The organism is Sphingomonadaceae bacterium OTU29LAMAA1, from assembly GCA_024072375.1.
Lineage (GTDB): Bacteria > Pseudomonadota > Alphaproteobacteria > Sphingomonadales > Sphingomonadaceae > Sphingomonas.
This window is the reverse complement of record CP099617.1, coordinates 2,004,232-2,019,081: the sequence shown is the minus strand read 5'-3', so window position 1 is coordinate 2,019,081 and position 14,850 is coordinate 2,004,232. Positions and strand designations below refer to the sequence as shown.

Sequence of the window (14,850 nt, the reverse complement as noted above, 5' to 3'; positions counted from 1 at the left end):
GCGGTTGCGCCAATGGCGGTGCACCAACTTCGCTCAAGCCCGTTGGCGACCACGTGCTTGCGGTCGCCGGAGACCGCTCTAAGGGCAGATCGCATGAGCGGCGGCCCGATCCTCTTCTTCGATTCCGGCGTCGGTGGCCTGTCCGTGGTCGCACCGACACGAGCGCTGCTGCCGCACGCGCCGATCGTCTATGCGGCGGATTCTGCGGGCTTTCCCTACGGCGTCAAGAGCGAGGCGGAGATTGCGGCGCGCGTGCCGGCGTTGCTCGGGCGACTGGTCGAACGGTATCGGCCGCGGCTGGTGGTGATCGCCTGCAACACCGCTTCGACGATTGCCCTGCCGGTCGTCCGCGCCGCGCTCGACGTGCCCGTGGTCGGCACGGTGCCGGCGATCAAGCCCGCAGCCGAAGCGAGTCGCAGCCGCGTCATCGGCGTGTTGGGAACCGAGGCGACGGTGCGCCAAGCCTATGTCGACGATCTCGCCGCGCGGTTCGCAGCCGATTGCATCGTGCTGCGCCACGGCTCGGCCGAACTCGTCCGGCTGGCCGAGGCGAAGCTTGCCGGCCGCGCAACCGATCCCGGGCGGTATCGCGCCGTGCTCTCGGGCCTGTTCGATCAGCCCGACGGCAAGCGGATCGACGTGATCGTCAACGCCTGCACGCACTTCCCGCTGGTCGCGGCGGAACTGGCGGCGGCGGCACCGCCGGGGATGCACTTCGTCGACGGCGGTCCGGGAATCGCCCGGCGAATCGCCTTTCTGACGCAAGGGCAAGACTGGCCCGTCGGCACGCCGCACCACCGCGCGGTGTTCACCCGCCTCGACGATGCCGAACGCGCGCTGGCCCCGGCGCTGGCAGGCTATGGTATCGTACAGATGGAAGCGCTGTAGACCATCCCGCCGTCCGGGTGACGGCAAACGGGGGCAGGGTGGGACTATATGCCCACCCGCCCGATCACGCCCACCGCTTTTATCCACTGGCAACCCGCCCTTCGCGCGGTTACATGGCTTTCCCATGAGCAGCGACGGCACGGACGTGCGCGTGGATTATACGCGCGTCTTCACCCAGGCGATCGATCGCCTACATGCCGAGGGCCGGTACCGGGTCTTCATCGACATCCTCCGCAACAAGGGGATGTTCCCCAACGCGCGCTGCTTTGCCGGCCACAATGGGCCGAAGCCGATCACCGTCTGGTGTTCCAACGATTATCTCGCGATGGGTCAGCATCCCAAGGTGATCGAGGCGATGGAAGAAGCGCTGCACGACGTCGGCGCGGGATCGGGCGGCACCCGCAACATCGGCGGCAACACGCATTACCATATCGATCTGGAACACGAACTCGCCGACCTTCACGGCAAGGAATCGGCGCTGCTGTTCACCAGCGGCTACGTTTCCAACGAGGCGACGCTGTCGACGCTTGCCAAGATACTGCCCGGCTGCGTGATCTTCTCGGACGAACTCAATCACGCCTCGATGATCGCAGGCATCCGCAATTCGGGCTGCGAAAAGCGCATCTTCCGCCACAACGACCTCGCGCATCTCGAGGAATTGCTTGCTGCCGAAGACCCGTCGGTGCCGAAGCTGATCGCGTTCGAAAGCGTGTATTCGATGGAAGCGGACATCGCGCCGATCGCTGCGATCTGCGACCTCGCCGATAGATATAACGCGCTGACCTACCTCGACGAAGTCCATGCCGTCGGCATGTACGGCGCGCGCGGCGGCGGCATTTCCGAACAGGAAGGCGTCGCCGATCGGCTGACGATCATCGAAGGCACGCTCGGCAAGGCGTTCGGCGTGATGGGCGGCTATATCGCCGCGGACCAGACGATCGTCGATGTCATCCGCAGCTATGCGCCCGGCTTCATCTTCACCACCAGCCTGTCGCCGGTTCTCGTCGCGGGCGTGCTGGCGAGCGTCCGCCATCTGAAATCGTCCAGCGTCGAGCGCGAGGGGCAGCAGGCCTCGGCGACGCTGCTCAAGACGATGCTCGACGACGCCGGTCTGCCGGTGATGATGGGCGATACCCATATCGTGCCGATCATGGTCGGCGATCCGGTGAAGGCGAAGCGGATCAGCGACATCCTGCTCGCCGAATACGGCGTCTACGTCCAGCCGATCAATTACCCGACGGTGCCGCGCGGCAGCGAACGCCTGCGCTTCACGCCCGGCCCCAGCCATACGCCGGTAATGATGCGGGAACTCACCGACGCGCTGGTCGAGATCTGGAGCCGGCTGGAGCTGCGCAAGGCCGCCTAGGGCATCGATACGCCGCAGATGATCCCGCACAGGATCGTCAGCGCGCCGAGGCCGATCGATAGCGGGACGCGCATCGCCAGCCAGCCCTCCGGCGCGATATGCGCCTCGACCAGACGGCGGTCGATCAGCAGGGTCATCATCACCGCCGATCCCAGCAGCACCAGCGCCCAGTTCAGCGTCAGCACATGGGCGATCGACAGCAGGATCAGCGCGGCACCGAATAGCGACGGCGCCACCGCCCAGCAGGCGATCCGCCCCTGACCATCCGCCGTCATCATCGCGAAACCCCACCAGATTCCGCCCAGGAAGCTCAGGATCAAAGTGGCATAGCCGAAGGCGAACATCGGTCCGATGTCGCTGGCGCCACCGAAGAAGCACGTCGCCGCCGCAGCGATCTGCGGCAACAGCCCCGCATAGCCCAGGATCAGCGGTGATTCGCCGACAGCGGTCGCACTCCGCCCGGCGGGACGCTCAGACATCGTCGCCGACCGTAGCGGAGCGACGCCGATGGCCGGTCCTGGAGCGATGGTAATGCGTCATGTTCTTATCCCAGATTTAGTCGGCTGTCGGGCAAAGCGCGCGAACGACCCACTGCGTTCCGCCCCGACTCTGGCAATTGCGGCGATCCATCGCTAAGGCGCGCTGCATCCGATCCGTCTCGCCACAGGACGTCCATTTGCGCATCGCCTTCGCTTCCGATCACGCTGCCGTCGCGCTGAAGGCGCTGCTGGTCGAGCACGCCGCGGCATTGGGCCATGACACGATCGATCTGGGGCCGGATACCGATGCCCGCGTCGATTATCCTGATTTCGGCTACGCACTCGCCGAGGCGATCGCGTCGGGCGGGGCGGACTTCGGTGTCGCGCTGTGCGGATCGGGCATCGGCATCTCGATCGCGGTAAACCGCGATCCGGCATGTCGCTGCGCGCTCGTTTCCGAACCGTTGTCCGCCACTCTTGCGCGGCACCACAACGACGCCAATGTCGTGGCCATGGGTGCGCGCCTGATCGGACCCGACCTCGCCAAGGCCTGCCTCGAAGCTTTCCTCGCTGCCCCGTTCGAAGGCGGCCGTCACCAGAACCGCGTCGACAAACTGTCGCGAAAGGACTGAACCCATGAGCACCCGGCCCACCGATTTCAGTGATATCCGCCACGACGGCTTCTTCTCGCAGAGCCTGGCCGATGCCGATCCCGCGATCGCCGCTGGCATCGCCCACGAACTGGAGCGCGAACAGACGCAGATCGAGCTGATCGCGTCGGAAAACATCGTGTCGAAAGCAGTGCTCGAGGCGCAAGGGTCGGTCTTCACCAACAAATATGCCGAGGGCTATCCCGGCAAGCGCTATTACCAGGGCTGCGCGCCATCCGACGAGGTCGAGACGCTGGCGATTGAACGCGCCAAGCAGATCTTCGGCTGCGGCTTTGTCAACGTCCAGCCCCACTCGGGTGCACAGGCGAACGGCGCGGTGATGCTGGCGCTGGTCAAGCCGGGCGAGACGATCCTTGGCATGAGCCTCGACGCCGGCGGCCACCTGACCCATGGCGCGCGCGCCGCGATGTCGGGCAAGTGGTTCAACGCGATCCAGTACGGCGTCGATCCGGTCACGCATCTGATCGACTATGACGAGGTCGAGCGGCTCGCGGTCGAGCATCAGCCCAAGCTCATCATCGCGGGCGGTTCCGCCTACCCCCGTGTCATCAACTTCGCCAAGTTCCGCGAGATCGCGGACAAGGTCGGCGCCTATTTCATGGTCGACATGGCGCATTTCGCCGGCATCGTCGCCGCCGGCCTGCACCCCACGCCGTTCGGTCATGCGCACGTCGTCACCACCACGACGCACAAGACGTTACGCGGCCCCCGCGGCGGCATGATCCTGACCAACGACGAGGCGCTCGCCAAGAAGTTCAACTCGGCGGTCTTCCCCGGCTTGCAGGGCGGCCCCCTGATGCACGTCATCGCCGCCAAGGCGGTCGCGTTCGGCGAGGCGCTGCAGCCCGGCTACAAGAGCTATATCGCCGCCGTCGTCGAGAACGCCAAGGTTCTCGCCGCAACGCTCAAGGAACGGGGCAGCGATGTCGTCTCCGGCGGCACCGACACCCACCTCGCGCTGATCGACCTCACGCCGCTCGGCATCACGGGCCGCGATGCGGACGAGGCGCTGGAGCGCGCCGGCATCACCTGCAACAAGAACGGCATCCCCAACGATCCGCTGCCGCCGGTCAAGACCAGCGGTATCCGCGTCGGCTCGCCCGCTGGCACCACCCGCGGCTTCGGCCCCGCCGAATTCCGCGAGATCGGCCACATGGTCGCTGACGTGCTCGACGGTCTCGCCAAGAAGGGCGAACACGGGGACCCGGAGGTCGAGGCGAACGTTCGGACCCGTGTGCGCGCTTTGTGCGCCCGCTTCCCCATCTATCAAGGATAAGCCATGTCGAAGATCGAAGAGGTTCAGGCCACTGTCAAGAACACCCCCGGCCTCGGCAAGAAGATGGCCAAATACGGCGCGATCGGCGCCGTCGTGGCGATCCCGATTCCGTTCGTCGGCCCCGTGCTCGGTGCACTGGTCGGCGCCGGCGTGGCCTATGCCAAGCGCAAGGACTAAATACCTGAATGCGATGCCCCTTCTGCGGCCATGACGACAGCCAGGTAAAGGACAGCCGCCCCACCGAAGACGGGGCGGCGATCCGGCGCCGCCGCCAGTGCGAAGGCTGTGCGGCGCGCTTCACCACCTTCGAACGCATTCAGCTCCGCGACTTGTGGGTGCTCAAAAGCAACGCGTCGGGCGGCGTCCGGCGCGAGGCGTTCGATCGCGAGAAGCTGCTCCGCTCCGTCTCGATCGCCACGCGCAAGCGCCCGATCGAGCCGCTACGCATCGAAAAGCTGGTCAGTGGCATCCAGCGCCAACTCGAAACGCAGGGGGAGAGCGAAGTGTCGTCGAAGCGGATCGGCGAGATGGTGATGGATGGGCTGAAGGGTCTCGATTCCGTCGCCTACATCCGCTTCGCCAGCGTCTATCGCGATTTCAGCGAAGCCCGCGATTTCGAGGAATTCGCCGGCACCGTCGAACAGGCGGGGCGTATCGAATGAACCCCGTCATCGTACTCGTCCGCCCGCAACTGGGCGAGAATATCGGCAAGGCCGCACGCGCGATGCTCAATTTCGGGCTGACCGAGATGCGGCTGGTGTCGCCGCGCGACGGCTGGCCCAATCCCAACGCCGGCCCTGCTGCGAGCGGCGCGGACATCGTGCTCGAACGGGCGCAGGTGTTCGACAGCGTCGCCGACGCGGTGGCGGATTGCGCCCACGTCTACGCCACCACCGTCCGCAAGCGCGGCGTCACCAAGCCGGTGGTCACTCCCGAAGTTGCAGCGAGAGAGGTCCATGCCGCTCCCGAACGCTCGGCCTTCCTGTTCGGGCCGGAACGCTCTGGTTTGGAAACAGAGGATGTCGCACTTGCCCGCACGATCCTGACCGTGCCGATCAACCCCGAATTCGGCAGCCTCAACCTCGCGCAGGCGGTGATCCTCGTCGCCTACGAATGGTCGAAGGGGCAGGCGCTGGCGCAGCCATCACTGACGCCGATCGACCCGCCTGCGCCGCAGGAGGAGCTGGAGGGCATGATCGGCCAGCTCGACGACATGCTGGAGCGCGCAAACTTCTTCTTCCCACCCGATCGCGTCGCGACCTCGAAACGCACGTTGCGCACGTTGCTGACCAAACCCGCCTGGTCCTCGCAGGAGGTGCGGACGATGCGCGGCGTTCTGTCCGCGCTCAACGGCGCGAAGGAACGTCGGGTGGAGGCTCAGCGTGCGTCGAATGCAGAAAGTTCATAGGCGATCGACACTTCCACCAGCTGTTCCCACAGGTCGGCGATCGCGCCACCGGGCAGCCCCAGCCGCTCCGCCTCGGCGCGCGCATTGGCGATCACCGCCGCCTTGCGCGCTTCGTCGCGGACGTGCCCACGCTCCGGCTTGATGCGCGCAGCGGCGTCCATATAGGCGAAGCGCTGCGCCAGCAGCGCGACCAGTTCGCGATCGAGCGCGTCGACGCCGGCGCGAACCTCCTTCATGGTGGTGCAGTCGGGGCCTGGAAGAACAGTCGTCATGGGCCGCCGTGTGACGGCCCGCGCCGTGCCTGTCCAGCTTGACTTGGCCACAGGCTCCGGCTAGGCGCCCGCCTTCGCAACAGCCCACGCACCCCGGTGAAGCGATGGGCCTGCCTCTTTCGGGATCAGCAGAGCGAGACCGGGATCAACCCCGCCGCATGGTTCGCCATGGGGTGGGACCACGTCGTTACAGTTGCCAAGGATTAGAATATGTCGAAGCGCCATAGCGCCAAGCACAAGCTCGACCGTCGTCTCGGCGAGAACATCTGGGGCCGGCCCAAGTCGCCGGTCAACAAGCGTGAATACGGCCCCGGCCAGCACGGCCAGCGCCGCAAGGGCAAGGTGTCGGACTTCGGCATCCAGCTGCGCGCCAAGCAGAAGCTCAAGGGCTATTACGGCGACGTGACCGAGAAGCAGTTCCGCGCCTGCTACCACGAAGCCGCGCGCATGAAGGGCGATACCAGCCAGAACCTGATCGGCCTGCTCGAACAGCGCCTCGACATGATCGTCTACCGCGCCAAGTTCGCGCCGACGATCTTCGCCGCGCGCCAGATCGTCAGCCACGGCCACATCCGCGTCAACGGCGTGAAGTGCAACATCGCATCGCGTCGCTGCTTCGTCGGTGACGAGATCACGCTGGGCACGAAGGCCAAGGAAATGGCGCTGGTGCTCGAGGCGCAGAACCTCGCCGAGCGCGAGATCCCCGATTACGTCGCACCGGACGGCAATGCCAAGATCACCTTCGTCCGCGTTCCGACGCTCGACGAGGTGCCTTACCCGGTGAAGATGGAACCGAACCTCGTCGTCGAATTCTACTCGCGTTGATAAGCGCAGAGTAAATTCCTCGACCGGCCGGCGGGGCTACGGCTCTGTCCGACGTCATCGCTTCGCGATGACGCTGCCGGGACCAGGCAAGGAGAAGGGCGGTCCGCTGGGCCGCCCTTTTTCTTTCTCCGTCAACCACTTGCTCCCCGCCACCGAATAGCGCTGTCCTACACGCCGCCGCCACGATAGCCTCCACCCCGCACGTTCGGCGTCGGGTACGGCCGCGCGGACCATGGTAGGGAAGCGAAGTTGAGAATGCCGGTACAGTCTCTCAACTTCCTCAACTTCATCCCCGTACCGCGCCCGTGGACAACCGCCCGCGCCCGCGTCACAAGGCCGCATAGCCTGTCCTATCCCGCGGAGTTCTCCATGCGTCGCCTCATCCTCGCCGCCCTGCTCGCCACGCCGGCGATGGTCGCCGCCCAGACCGCCCCGCAGATCTCCGTCGATACTTTGAAGAAGGTCACGAAAACCCTCTCCTCAGACGCGTTCGAAGGCCGCGCCCCCGGCAGCGCCGGCGAGGAAAAGACCCTCGCCTACCTGCAACAGCAGTTCCAGAAGGCCGGCCTCAAGCCAGGCAACAAGGGCCAGTGGCTTCAGGACGTGCCGCTGGTCGAGATCACCGCGCAGAACGTCACCCCGCTGACGATCACCGGCGGCAAGTCCCCGCTCGCCCTCGCCTACGGCCCCGACATGGTCGTCGGCACCTATCGCGTCACGCCGCATATCGATGTGAAGGACAGCGAAATGGTCTTCGCGGGTTACGGTATCGTCGCCCCCGAAAAGGGCTGGAACGACTATGCCGGACTCGACGTGAAGGGAAAGACCGTCGTCGTCCTCATCAACGATCCCGACTGGCAGACGCAGGGGCTGACCGGCCCGTTCAATGGCCGCGCGATGACCTATTACGGGCGCTGGACCTACAAATATGAGGAAGCGGCGCGGCAAGGCGCGGCGGCGGTCCTGATCGTCCACCAGACCGAACCCGCCGCTTATGGCTGGAACGTCGTCCAGTCGAGCAACACCGGCGCGGCGCACGTCGCCGATGCCGCCAACGGCCATATGGACGACACCGCCGCCCACGGCTGGATGCAGCTCGACAAGGCCCGCGCCTTGTTCGCCAGCGCCGGCAAGGACTTCGACCAACTCGCCGCCGCCGCCAAGGTGAAGGGGTTCAAGCCTGTGTCCCTGGGCGTGAAGGCCTCGGTCAGCTTCGACAACCAGATCAAGAAACAGGTCTCGCACAATGTCGTCGGCATCCTGCCCGGCCGCGAAGCTCCCGACGAATATGTCCTGCTGTCGGCGCATTGGGATCACCTCGGCCGCTGCACGCCGGTGAACGGCGACGACATCTGCAACGGCGCGGTTGACAATGCCGACGGCACCGCGGCGCTGGTCGCCTTGGCGGAGGCGAACGTGAAGGCCGGCGCACCCCGCCGCTCGATGGTGTTCGTTGCGCTGACCGCAGAGGAATCGGGCCTGCTCGGCTCGGCTTATTATGGCGAGAACCCGGTCTATCCGCTCGCGAAGACGGTAGGCGGCGCCAACATGGACGCGCTCGCCATGTACGGCCCGTCGAAGGACGTGATCGTCATCGGCCCCGGCAAGTCGCAACTCGATACCTATCTCAACGCCGCGCTGAAGGCGCAGGGCCGCACCGCAACGCCGGAGCCCACCCCGGAAAAGGGCTTCTATTACCGCTCCGACCATTTCAGCCTCGCCAAGCATGGCGTGCCGATGGTCTATTTCGAAACCGGCCAGAACCTCGTGAAGGGTGGCCTCGCCGCCGGACAGGCCGCGGCGAAGGATTACGAGGAGCATCGCTACCACGCGCCCTCCGACGAATATGACCCCAACTGGGACTGGAGCGGCGTGCAGCAGGATGTCGCGCTCTATTATTCGCTCAGCCGTGCGCTCGCCGAAAGCCGCGACTGGCCGAACTGGATGCCCGGCGACGAATTCCGCGCGATCCGCGACAAGAGCCGGGCCACGGTGACTGGAGCCGCCAAGTGACGGTCGCACCGCCGCCCGCCGAATGGGCACCGCACAAGGCGGTGTGGATCGGCTTCCCCAGCCATCCCGAGCTGTGGCAGGACGACCTCGATCCCGCCCGCGACGAGGTCGTCGCCTTCGCCAGCGCCGTCCACGCCGATGGCCGCGGCGAGACCGTGATCCTGGTCTGCGCCGATGCCGAGGCGGGCAGCGCCGCGACCGTCATGGCCCCCTTCGCCGAGATCGTCGTCGAACCGTTCGGCGACATCTGGCTGCGCGACACCGGCCCGATCGTGCTCGGCACCGGCGAGGCGCGCGACTTCGCCTTCAATGGCTGGGGCGGCAAATACGACCTGCCTGGCGACGACACGATCGGCCTGCGACTGGCCAAGCAGCGCGGCAAGCCGGTCGGCTATTGCAACTGGGTGCTCGAGGGCGGCGCGATCGACGGTGACGGCACTGGTGTCGTCGTCACGACCGAACAATGCCTGCTCAACCCCAACCGCAACCCGACGCTGGGCAAGGCGCAGATCGAGGCGCGGCTGCATGAGGACCTCGGTTTCACCAAGGTGGTGTGGCTGGGCGACGGCCTGCTCAACGACCATACCGACGGCCATGTCGACAACCTCGCCCGCTTCGTCGCCCCGGGCCGATTGGCGATCCCGCAAGCCGCGGAGAACGACCCGAACTGGCAGGTCTACCAGCACGCCGTCCGCGATGCACAGGCGGCGGGGCTGGACGTCGTGCCGATCCCATCCCCCGGCCGCGTCCTGCGCGATGAAGAGGTCGTGCCGGCAAGCTACATGAACTTCTACATCGGCAACGCCGCGGTGGTCGTGCCCGTCTACGGCACCGAGAACGACGATGCGGCCGTGGCGGCGATCCAGGCGCTGTTCCCCGATCGCGAAACAGTGGGCCTGCGCGCCGACCACATCCTGACCGGCGGCGGCAGCTTCCACTGCATCAGCCAGCAGATCCCGGCGCAGGTCTAGCCCCCGTGCACCTGCCTCCGCAGGAGCACACGGCAGGGGTGACGACCCGCCCCGCCGTCACTACATGCACGCCATGACCCAGATCACCGTCGCCGCCCTGCAACTCGGCTTCTCGAACGACATCGACGCCAACATCACCAACGTCTCGCGGCTGGTGCGAGAGGCGGCGGGGCAGGGGGCTCAGGTCATCCTGCCCCCCGAATTGTTCGAGGGCGAGTACTTCTGCCGGGTCGAGGACGAAGGGCTGTTCGCCAACGCCGCTCCGGTCGGCGAACACAAGGCGGTGCTGGCGATGCAGGCCTTGGCTGAGGCGCTGAAGGTCACCATCCCGACCAGCTTCTTCGAAGCCGACGGCCCGCATTATTACAACAGCCTCGCGATGATCGGTCCCGATGGGGAAGTTCAGGGCGTCTACCGCAAGAGCCACATTCCCGACGGCCCCGGGTACGAGGAGAAATTCTACTTCCGCCCCGGCAACACCGGTTTCAAGGTCTGGCCCGCGCCGCCGACCGCGCCGGGCTGGAAGCTCGGCGTCGGCGTCTGCTGGGACCAATGGTATCCTGAAACGGCGCGGGCGATGATGCTGATGGGTGCCGAACTGCTGTTCTACCCGACCGCGATCGGCAGCGAACCGCACGATACGTCGCTCGACACCGCTCGCCTGTGGCGGCGTGCGATGGTCGGCCATGCGGTATCCAACGTCGTCCCCGTCATTGCCGCCAACCGCATTGGCGTCGAACATGGCCAGACCTTCTACGGCACCAGCTTCATCACGGACGAACGCGGCGACATCATTGCCGAACTCGACCGGGAGGAGGAAGGCGTGATCGTTGCGACGCTTGATCTGGAGCGAATTCAACGCCATCGTGCTGCCTTCGGATTCTTCCGTGATCGGAGGCCTGATCTGTATGAACGTCTGGTTCGCGACGAATAGCGTCATCCCGGCGACGATTGCTGCAACGCTTGCGATCACATCGCCATTGCAGGCGCAGGATGGCCGGTCGCCACAAACGGCGGCGCCCCCCAGCACCGTCCCGAACCGGGGCGCCGATTCGGAGCCGGACGACATCCTCGTCGAAGGGTATCGCGACAGGCCGGATATCCAGACCAGCGTTTCCAATCCGACCATGACGTCGGCAGTCAAAAACCGTCAGGCGTTCGAATATTCCGAACGGATCGCCAAATGCGCTGCACGTAACAAGATCGGCAGCACGGCGCGCCTGAAGGCGGTGGTCGACGGCGAGTTCAACACGACCACGCATGCGGTCGCGCAGGACCGACTGAAGCGGACCTATATCACCTGTTCGGAAAGTCCGACGCTGTTGAGCTTCACGACGGTCGGCGCGTCGACCTTGGAACGGATGGCGGCGAATACCCAGGTCTTCGGCGACTCGGGCGACAGCAGAGGCCTGTCGGGTGCGAACGACATCGCACCGCTAGGATGGTCGATCTACGATCGCGGCGCATTCACCATCGAGGCGTTACGCCGGTTCGCCCCCGAACTTCGGCTGACGCGGGCCCAGACGCAGGATCCCGCGGTACAGTCGCGCTTCAATCTGCGCGAAATGCCGCGCAACCGCCACCGCCTGCCAACCGATTTCCGGTATTTCGAGGTGGCGGTCTGCATGGTGCGGGTCGAGCCGAAGCTTGCGGTACGGCTGGCTACCAGCGAAGGTGCGGCGCGGATCAGCGATACACAGGCGGCCCTGATCGACCGGGCACGCGTCTGCGTCGGCGGCGCCCGGAACGTGCGCGTCGATCCGACGCAGTTCCGCATCTATATCGCCGATGCGGTGTACCGCTGGGCCGTGGCTGCCAAGGGCGTCGATTCGCTGATTCCCGATCAGAGAGGCTGACGGAGTTCCAGCGCGCGGGCGAACACGGCATCGAACATCGCTTCGTCGAGGCGCCCGGTGTTCTGATTGTAGCGCGAAGGATGGTAGCTATCGATCAGCATGCGTCCGTCGGGCATGCGATGTTCGGCAAGATGCGCGAAATTGGCCTTGGGCAGGCGCCCGCCCATAACCTTTACCGCCGATTGATGCGCGATCTGCCCCAGCGCCACGACGACGCGGACGTTGGCGAGTGCAGCGATCTCTCCGTCCAGAAACGCCCGGCACGTGCGGATTTCCTCCGGCGTCGGCTTGTTGGCGGGCGGCAGGCATTTGACGGCGTTGAGGATCATCGCACCGGTCAGCGCGACATCGTCATTGGCCCGATTGGCGAAGGTGCCGGTCGCCAGTCCGAACCGCCCCAGCGTCGCGAACAGCAGGGTGCCGGAATGATCGCCGGTGAACGGTCGCCCCGTGCGGTTGGCCCCGTGCAGACCCGGCGCCAGACCGATGATCGCAAGCCATGCATCGGGATCGCCGAACGCAGGGACGGGCGCATTCCACCATGTCGGGTTCTGTTCGCGCAGGGCGTCGCGCGCTGCGACGAGGCGAGGGCATCGGGGGCAATCGCGCGACGGCTCGACGGGATCGGACAGGCTGGGTGCTAAGGTCATCGTTTCCGCCTAAAGCGCGGCGATGACGGCGGCAATCTATGCGATCGGTATCGGGTCGAACCGGCGGGGCCGTCACGGCAGTCCCGTTGCCGAGGTAAGGGCGGCTATCGCCACGTTGGGGACCGTCATCGCCCGATCGCCGGTGATCACGTCCGCACCCCTGGGCCCATCGATCCGACGCTTCGCCAATGCGGTCGTGCTGATCGAGACCATGGAATCCCCGCTCGCATTGCTCGACCGGCTGAAGGCGATCGAGGTCGCGTTCGGTCGCCGTCGTGGCCAGCGCTGGGGTGCGCGCGTCATCGATCTCGATATCCTGTTGTGGTCCGGTGGCGTGTGGCGCGACGACCGTCTGACGGTGCCGCATGCCGGTCTGCGCACCCGAAGTTTCGTACTGACGCCGCTGGCGACCATCGCACCCGCTTGGCGCGACCCGGTGAGTGGCAGAACCATGCGTCAATTGGCACATGCGGTTGACCGACCGCGCGCCCGCCCCTAGTTGCCCCGGATCGATGGCGGGGGTCCGTAGCTCAGTTGGTAGAGCAAGCGACTTTTAATCGAGAGGTCCCGGGTTCGAGCCCCGGCGGACCCACCATCGACGCTTTCCGGGGGAATCCACCCGGTCCCAAAACATCCCAAAAACGGCAGAAAACCGCCATTTCCTTGTCGCGGAGCGTCCCGTCGGGTATTCTCCAATCATTCGGCAACTGGGGGCATCCCGGGGGCACTGAAAACGGGAAGTGGGGGCATCGTGGCACTGAGCGATGTGCAGGCGCGCAAGGCAGTGGCGGCCGAGAAGGACTACAAACTCGCTGATTCGAACGGTTTGTACCTGTTCGTCACAACCAAGGGCTTCAAATCGTGGCGCTATAAGTACCGGTTTGGCAATAAAGAGAAGCGCCTTACCTTCGGTCCATACCCCGAGGTTTCGCTGAAAGAGGCGAGGGAGCGTCGCGATCGCGCTCGTGCAGAACTGCGCGACCACAAGGATCCGGGCATGGAGGATCGGAAGCGGGCGATGCGGTCCCAAGCCGATGCCGGCACTACGTTCAAGGTCGTCGCGCAGCGCTGGTATGAGGCGCAATGCCCCCGCTGGTCGCCGGTACAGTGCAAGAAGGTCATCCAGGCGCTGGAGAGGGACATCTACCCTGAGATCGGCTCTCTGCCGCTTTTAGACGTCGACGGGCCGATGATCCTGCGCATGCTTCGCAAGGTGGAGGCACGCGGTGCAATCGACACCGCCAAGCGGCTGCGGCAGCACGTCTCCGGCGTCTTCCAGTTCGGAATGGCGGAGGGGCTGGTACCAGGTGACCCAGCCGTCGGGATCAAGAAGGCGCTGAAGCCGACGCCGACGGGAGGCAAGCAGCCGGCGCTGAAGGATCTGGACGCAGCTCGGAAGCTACTTGCCGACATGGAGGCTTCGTCGTCGGGTCCGATGACAAAGCTGGCGTCCAAGCTGCTGGCACTGACCGCGGTGCGGCCTGGCATCCTGCGCGCCGTGCCGTGGAAGGAGTTCGAAGGGATCGACTGGACCGATCCCGATGCCCCCGCGCCGGGGGCATTATGGCGTATCCCGGCCGAGCGGATGAAGCTGGCGCTGGAGAACAAGGCTGACGAGGCGTTCGAGCACGTCGTTCCACTAGCCCGACAGGCGGTGAACGTGCTGCACGAGGCGCGCCGGCTGACCGGACGCTTCCCCTATGTCTTCCACAGCGTCCGATCGACGCACCAGCCAATGAGCGAGAACACGCTCGGCTATATGTATTCGCGCAATGGCTACAGCGGCCGGCATGTGCCGCATGGCTGGCGATCGACCTTCTCCACGATCATGAACGAGCGAGCTGTCGAGCAGCGTCGGCCGGATGATCGCGCCATCATCGACGCCATGCTGGCGCACCGGGCAAAAGGGGAGTCGGGTTCGGAGATGGCATACAACCGAGCTGCGTATATGCCCCGGCGGCGAGAGATTGCGCAGGATTGGGCTGATCTGCTGCTGCCGGATGGCAAGTCAGCGTAATGACGATGTTTTCGCTCCGAGAACCAAGAAAGATTCGACAGGCAGGCCCTAAATAGGGAGACATGCCGCCGCACGCGCCCTGAACTGGCACGAGCGGGAGAAGGCAATGCCTGCATTTAGCGAGCTACCAGTCCGCGGAGGAAACGGGGACTGGCACG

The 14,850-nt window shown here is 65.6% G+C and carries 17 protein-coding genes and 1 tRNA gene; 15 read left to right on the top strand and 3 right to left on the bottom strand.

What is annotated here, in order from left to right; translation table 11 throughout:
• The first annotated feature begins 93 nt into the window (after nucleotides 1-93).
• Nucleotides 94-888, top strand: a complete 795-nt coding sequence (gene murI, locus NF699_09860; GenBank protein ID USU06941.1) for a glutamate racemase — start codon at nucleotides 94-96, stop codon at nucleotides 886-888.
• A 151-nt stretch (nucleotides 889-1,039) separates the two neighbouring features.
• Nucleotides 1,040-2,254 carry a 5-aminolevulinate synthase gene (gene hemA, locus NF699_09855; protein USU07045.1) on the top strand — a complete coding sequence of 405 codons (1,215 nt, stop codon included), beginning with the start codon at nucleotides 1,040-1,042 and terminating at the stop codon, nucleotides 2,252-2,254.
• On the opposite strand, the gene NF699_09850 is transcribed toward hemA, so the two are convergent.
• On the bottom strand, nucleotides 2,251-2,733 hold the full coding sequence (locus NF699_09850) for a DUF3429 domain-containing protein (protein ID USU06940.1): 483 nt from the start codon (nucleotides 2,731-2,733) through the stop codon (nucleotides 2,251-2,253). The two genes, hemA and NF699_09850, sit on opposite strands and share 4 nt — an antisense overlap.
• A gap of 197 nt (nucleotides 2,734-2,930) precedes the next feature.
• Between NF699_09850 and NF699_09845 the strand changes: the two genes are divergently transcribed.
• The 5 genes from NF699_09845 to NF699_09825 are packed head-to-tail and all read left to right on the top strand — an operon-like array spanning nucleotide 2,931 to nucleotide 6,088.
• On the top strand, nucleotides 2,931-3,365 hold the full coding sequence (locus NF699_09845) for an RpiB/LacA/LacB family sugar-phosphate isomerase (GenBank protein ID USU06939.1): 435 nt from the start codon (nucleotides 2,931-2,933) through the stop codon (nucleotides 3,363-3,365).
• Nucleotides 3,366-3,369: 4 nt separating this feature from the next.
• Nucleotides 3,370-4,680, top strand: a complete 1,311-nt coding sequence (locus NF699_09840; protein ID USU06938.1) for a serine hydroxymethyltransferase — start codon at nucleotides 3,370-3,372, stop codon at nucleotides 4,678-4,680.
• Between the two features lie 3 nt (nucleotides 4,681-4,683).
• Entirely contained in the window at nucleotides 4,684-4,857 is a 174-nt protein-coding gene (locus NF699_09835; protein ID USU06937.1) for a small multi-drug export protein, read from the top strand.
• An 8-nt stretch (nucleotides 4,858-4,865) separates the two neighbouring features.
• A complete protein-coding gene (gene nrdR, locus NF699_09830) occupies nucleotides 4,866-5,342 on the top strand; it encodes a transcriptional regulator NrdR (protein USU06936.1) in 477 nt (158 codons plus the stop codon).
• The gene (locus tag NF699_09825; GenBank protein USU06935.1) at nucleotides 5,339-6,088 is read left to right on the top strand and encodes an RNA methyltransferase; all 750 of its coding nucleotides are present in this window, start codon (nucleotides 5,339-5,341) and stop codon (nucleotides 6,086-6,088) included. The genes nrdR and NF699_09825 overlap by 4 nt, the downstream gene beginning before the upstream one ends.
• Here NF699_09825 and NF699_09820 read toward each other — a convergent pair.
• Nucleotides 6,058-6,360 (bottom strand): chorismate mutase, encoded by a 303-nt coding sequence (locus tag NF699_09820; GenBank protein ID USU06934.1) that lies wholly within the window; start codon nucleotides 6,358-6,360, stop codon nucleotides 6,058-6,060. The two genes, NF699_09825 and NF699_09820, sit on opposite strands and share 31 nt — an antisense overlap.
• 210 nt (nucleotides 6,361-6,570) lie before the next feature.
• Here NF699_09820 and rpsD point away from each other — a divergent pair, with 210 nt between their 5' ends.
• From rpsD to NF699_09795, 5 genes are all read left to right on the top strand, one after another.
• Nucleotides 6,571-7,185, top strand: coding sequence for a 30S ribosomal protein S4 (rpsD, locus tag NF699_09815; GenBank protein ID USU06933.1), 615 nt, complete (start codon nucleotides 6,571-6,573; stop codon nucleotides 7,183-7,185).
• 369 nt (nucleotides 7,186-7,554) lie between these two features.
• The gene (locus tag NF699_09810; protein USU06932.1) at nucleotides 7,555-9,198 is read left to right on the top strand and encodes a M28 family metallopeptidase; all 1,644 of its coding nucleotides are present in this window, start codon (nucleotides 7,555-7,557) and stop codon (nucleotides 9,196-9,198) included.
• Nucleotides 9,195-10,169 carry an agmatine deiminase family protein gene (locus NF699_09805; protein ID USU06931.1) on the top strand — a complete coding sequence of 325 codons (975 nt, stop codon included), beginning with the start codon at nucleotides 9,195-9,197 and terminating at the stop codon, nucleotides 10,167-10,169. The genes NF699_09810 and NF699_09805 overlap by 4 nt, the downstream gene beginning before the upstream one ends.
• A 73-nt stretch (nucleotides 10,170-10,242) precedes the next feature.
• Complete coding sequence (aguB, locus tag NF699_09800; GenBank protein ID USU06930.1) at nucleotides 10,243-11,103, top strand: N-carbamoylputrescine amidase; 861 nt, start codon at nucleotides 10,243-10,245, stop codon at nucleotides 11,101-11,103.
• Nucleotides 11,078-12,025 carry a hypothetical protein gene (locus tag NF699_09795; protein USU06929.1) on the top strand — a complete coding sequence of 316 codons (948 nt, stop codon included), beginning with the start codon at nucleotides 11,078-11,080 and terminating at the stop codon, nucleotides 12,023-12,025. The genes aguB and NF699_09795 overlap by 26 nt, the downstream gene beginning before the upstream one ends.
• Here NF699_09795 and NF699_09790 read toward each other — a convergent pair.
• Nucleotides 12,013-12,675 carry a uracil-DNA glycosylase gene (locus NF699_09790; protein ID USU06928.1) on the bottom strand — a complete coding sequence of 221 codons (663 nt, stop codon included), beginning with the start codon at nucleotides 12,673-12,675 and terminating at the stop codon, nucleotides 12,013-12,015. The genes NF699_09795 and NF699_09790 overlap by 13 nt on opposite strands.
• 22 nt (nucleotides 12,676-12,697) lie before the next feature.
• Between NF699_09790 and folK the strand changes: the two genes are divergently transcribed.
• The 3 genes from folK to NF699_09775 all read left to right on the top strand — a co-directional run bounded on the left by folK (nucleotide 12,698) and on the right by NF699_09775 (nucleotide 14,692).
• Complete coding sequence (folK, locus tag NF699_09785; protein USU06927.1) at nucleotides 12,698-13,174, top strand: 2-amino-4-hydroxy-6-hydroxymethyldihydropteridine diphosphokinase; 477 nt, start codon at nucleotides 12,698-12,700, stop codon at nucleotides 13,172-13,174.
• A gap of 20 nt (nucleotides 13,175-13,194) precedes the next feature.
• Nucleotides 13,195-13,270, top strand: a tRNA-Lys gene (locus NF699_09780).
• 156 nt (nucleotides 13,271-13,426) lie between these two features.
• Nucleotides 13,427-14,692 carry an integrase arm-type DNA-binding domain-containing protein gene (locus tag NF699_09775; protein USU06926.1) on the top strand — a complete coding sequence of 422 codons (1,266 nt, stop codon included), beginning with the start codon at nucleotides 13,427-13,429 and terminating at the stop codon, nucleotides 14,690-14,692.
• Nucleotides 14,693-14,850 lie beyond the last annotated feature (158 nt).

Bases quoted from the DNA above. Each gene is read 5' to 3' on its own strand.
- murI (USU06941.1), top strand. From the start codon at position 94: ATGAGCGGCGGCCCGATCCTCTTCTTCGATTCCGGCGTCGGTGGCCTG.
- NF699_09850 (USU06940.1), bottom strand. From the start codon at position 2,733: ATGTCTGAGCGTCCCGCCGGGCGGAGTGCGACCGCTGTCGGCGAATCA.
- NF699_09840 (USU06938.1), top strand. From the start codon at position 3,370: ATGAGCACCCGGCCCACCGATTTCAGTGATATCCGCCACGACGGCTTC.
- NF699_09835 (USU06937.1), top strand. From the start codon at position 4,684: ATGTCGAAGATCGAAGAGGTTCAGGCCACTGTCAAGAACACCCCCGGC.
- nrdR (USU06936.1), top strand. From the start codon at position 4,866: ATGCGATGCCCCTTCTGCGGCCATGACGACAGCCAGGTAAAGGACAGC.
- NF699_09825 (USU06935.1), top strand. From the start codon at position 5,339: ATGAACCCCGTCATCGTACTCGTCCGCCCGCAACTGGGCGAGAATATC.
- NF699_09820 (USU06934.1), bottom strand. From the start codon at position 6,360: ATGACGACTGTTCTTCCAGGCCCCGACTGCACCACCATGAAGGAGGTT.
- rpsD (USU06933.1), top strand. From the start codon at position 6,571: ATGTCGAAGCGCCATAGCGCCAAGCACAAGCTCGACCGTCGTCTCGGC.
- NF699_09810 (USU06932.1), top strand. From the start codon at position 7,555: ATGCGTCGCCTCATCCTCGCCGCCCTGCTCGCCACGCCGGCGATGGTC.
- aguB (USU06930.1), top strand. From the start codon at position 10,243: ATGACCCAGATCACCGTCGCCGCCCTGCAACTCGGCTTCTCGAACGAC.
- NF699_09795 (USU06929.1), top strand. From the start codon at position 11,078: ATGAACGTCTGGTTCGCGACGAATAGCGTCATCCCGGCGACGATTGCT.
- NF699_09790 (USU06928.1), bottom strand. From the start codon at position 12,675: ATGACCTTAGCACCCAGCCTGTCCGATCCCGTCGAGCCGTCGCGCGAT.
- folK (USU06927.1), top strand. From the start codon at position 12,698: ATGACGGCGGCAATCTATGCGATCGGTATCGGGTCGAACCGGCGGGGC.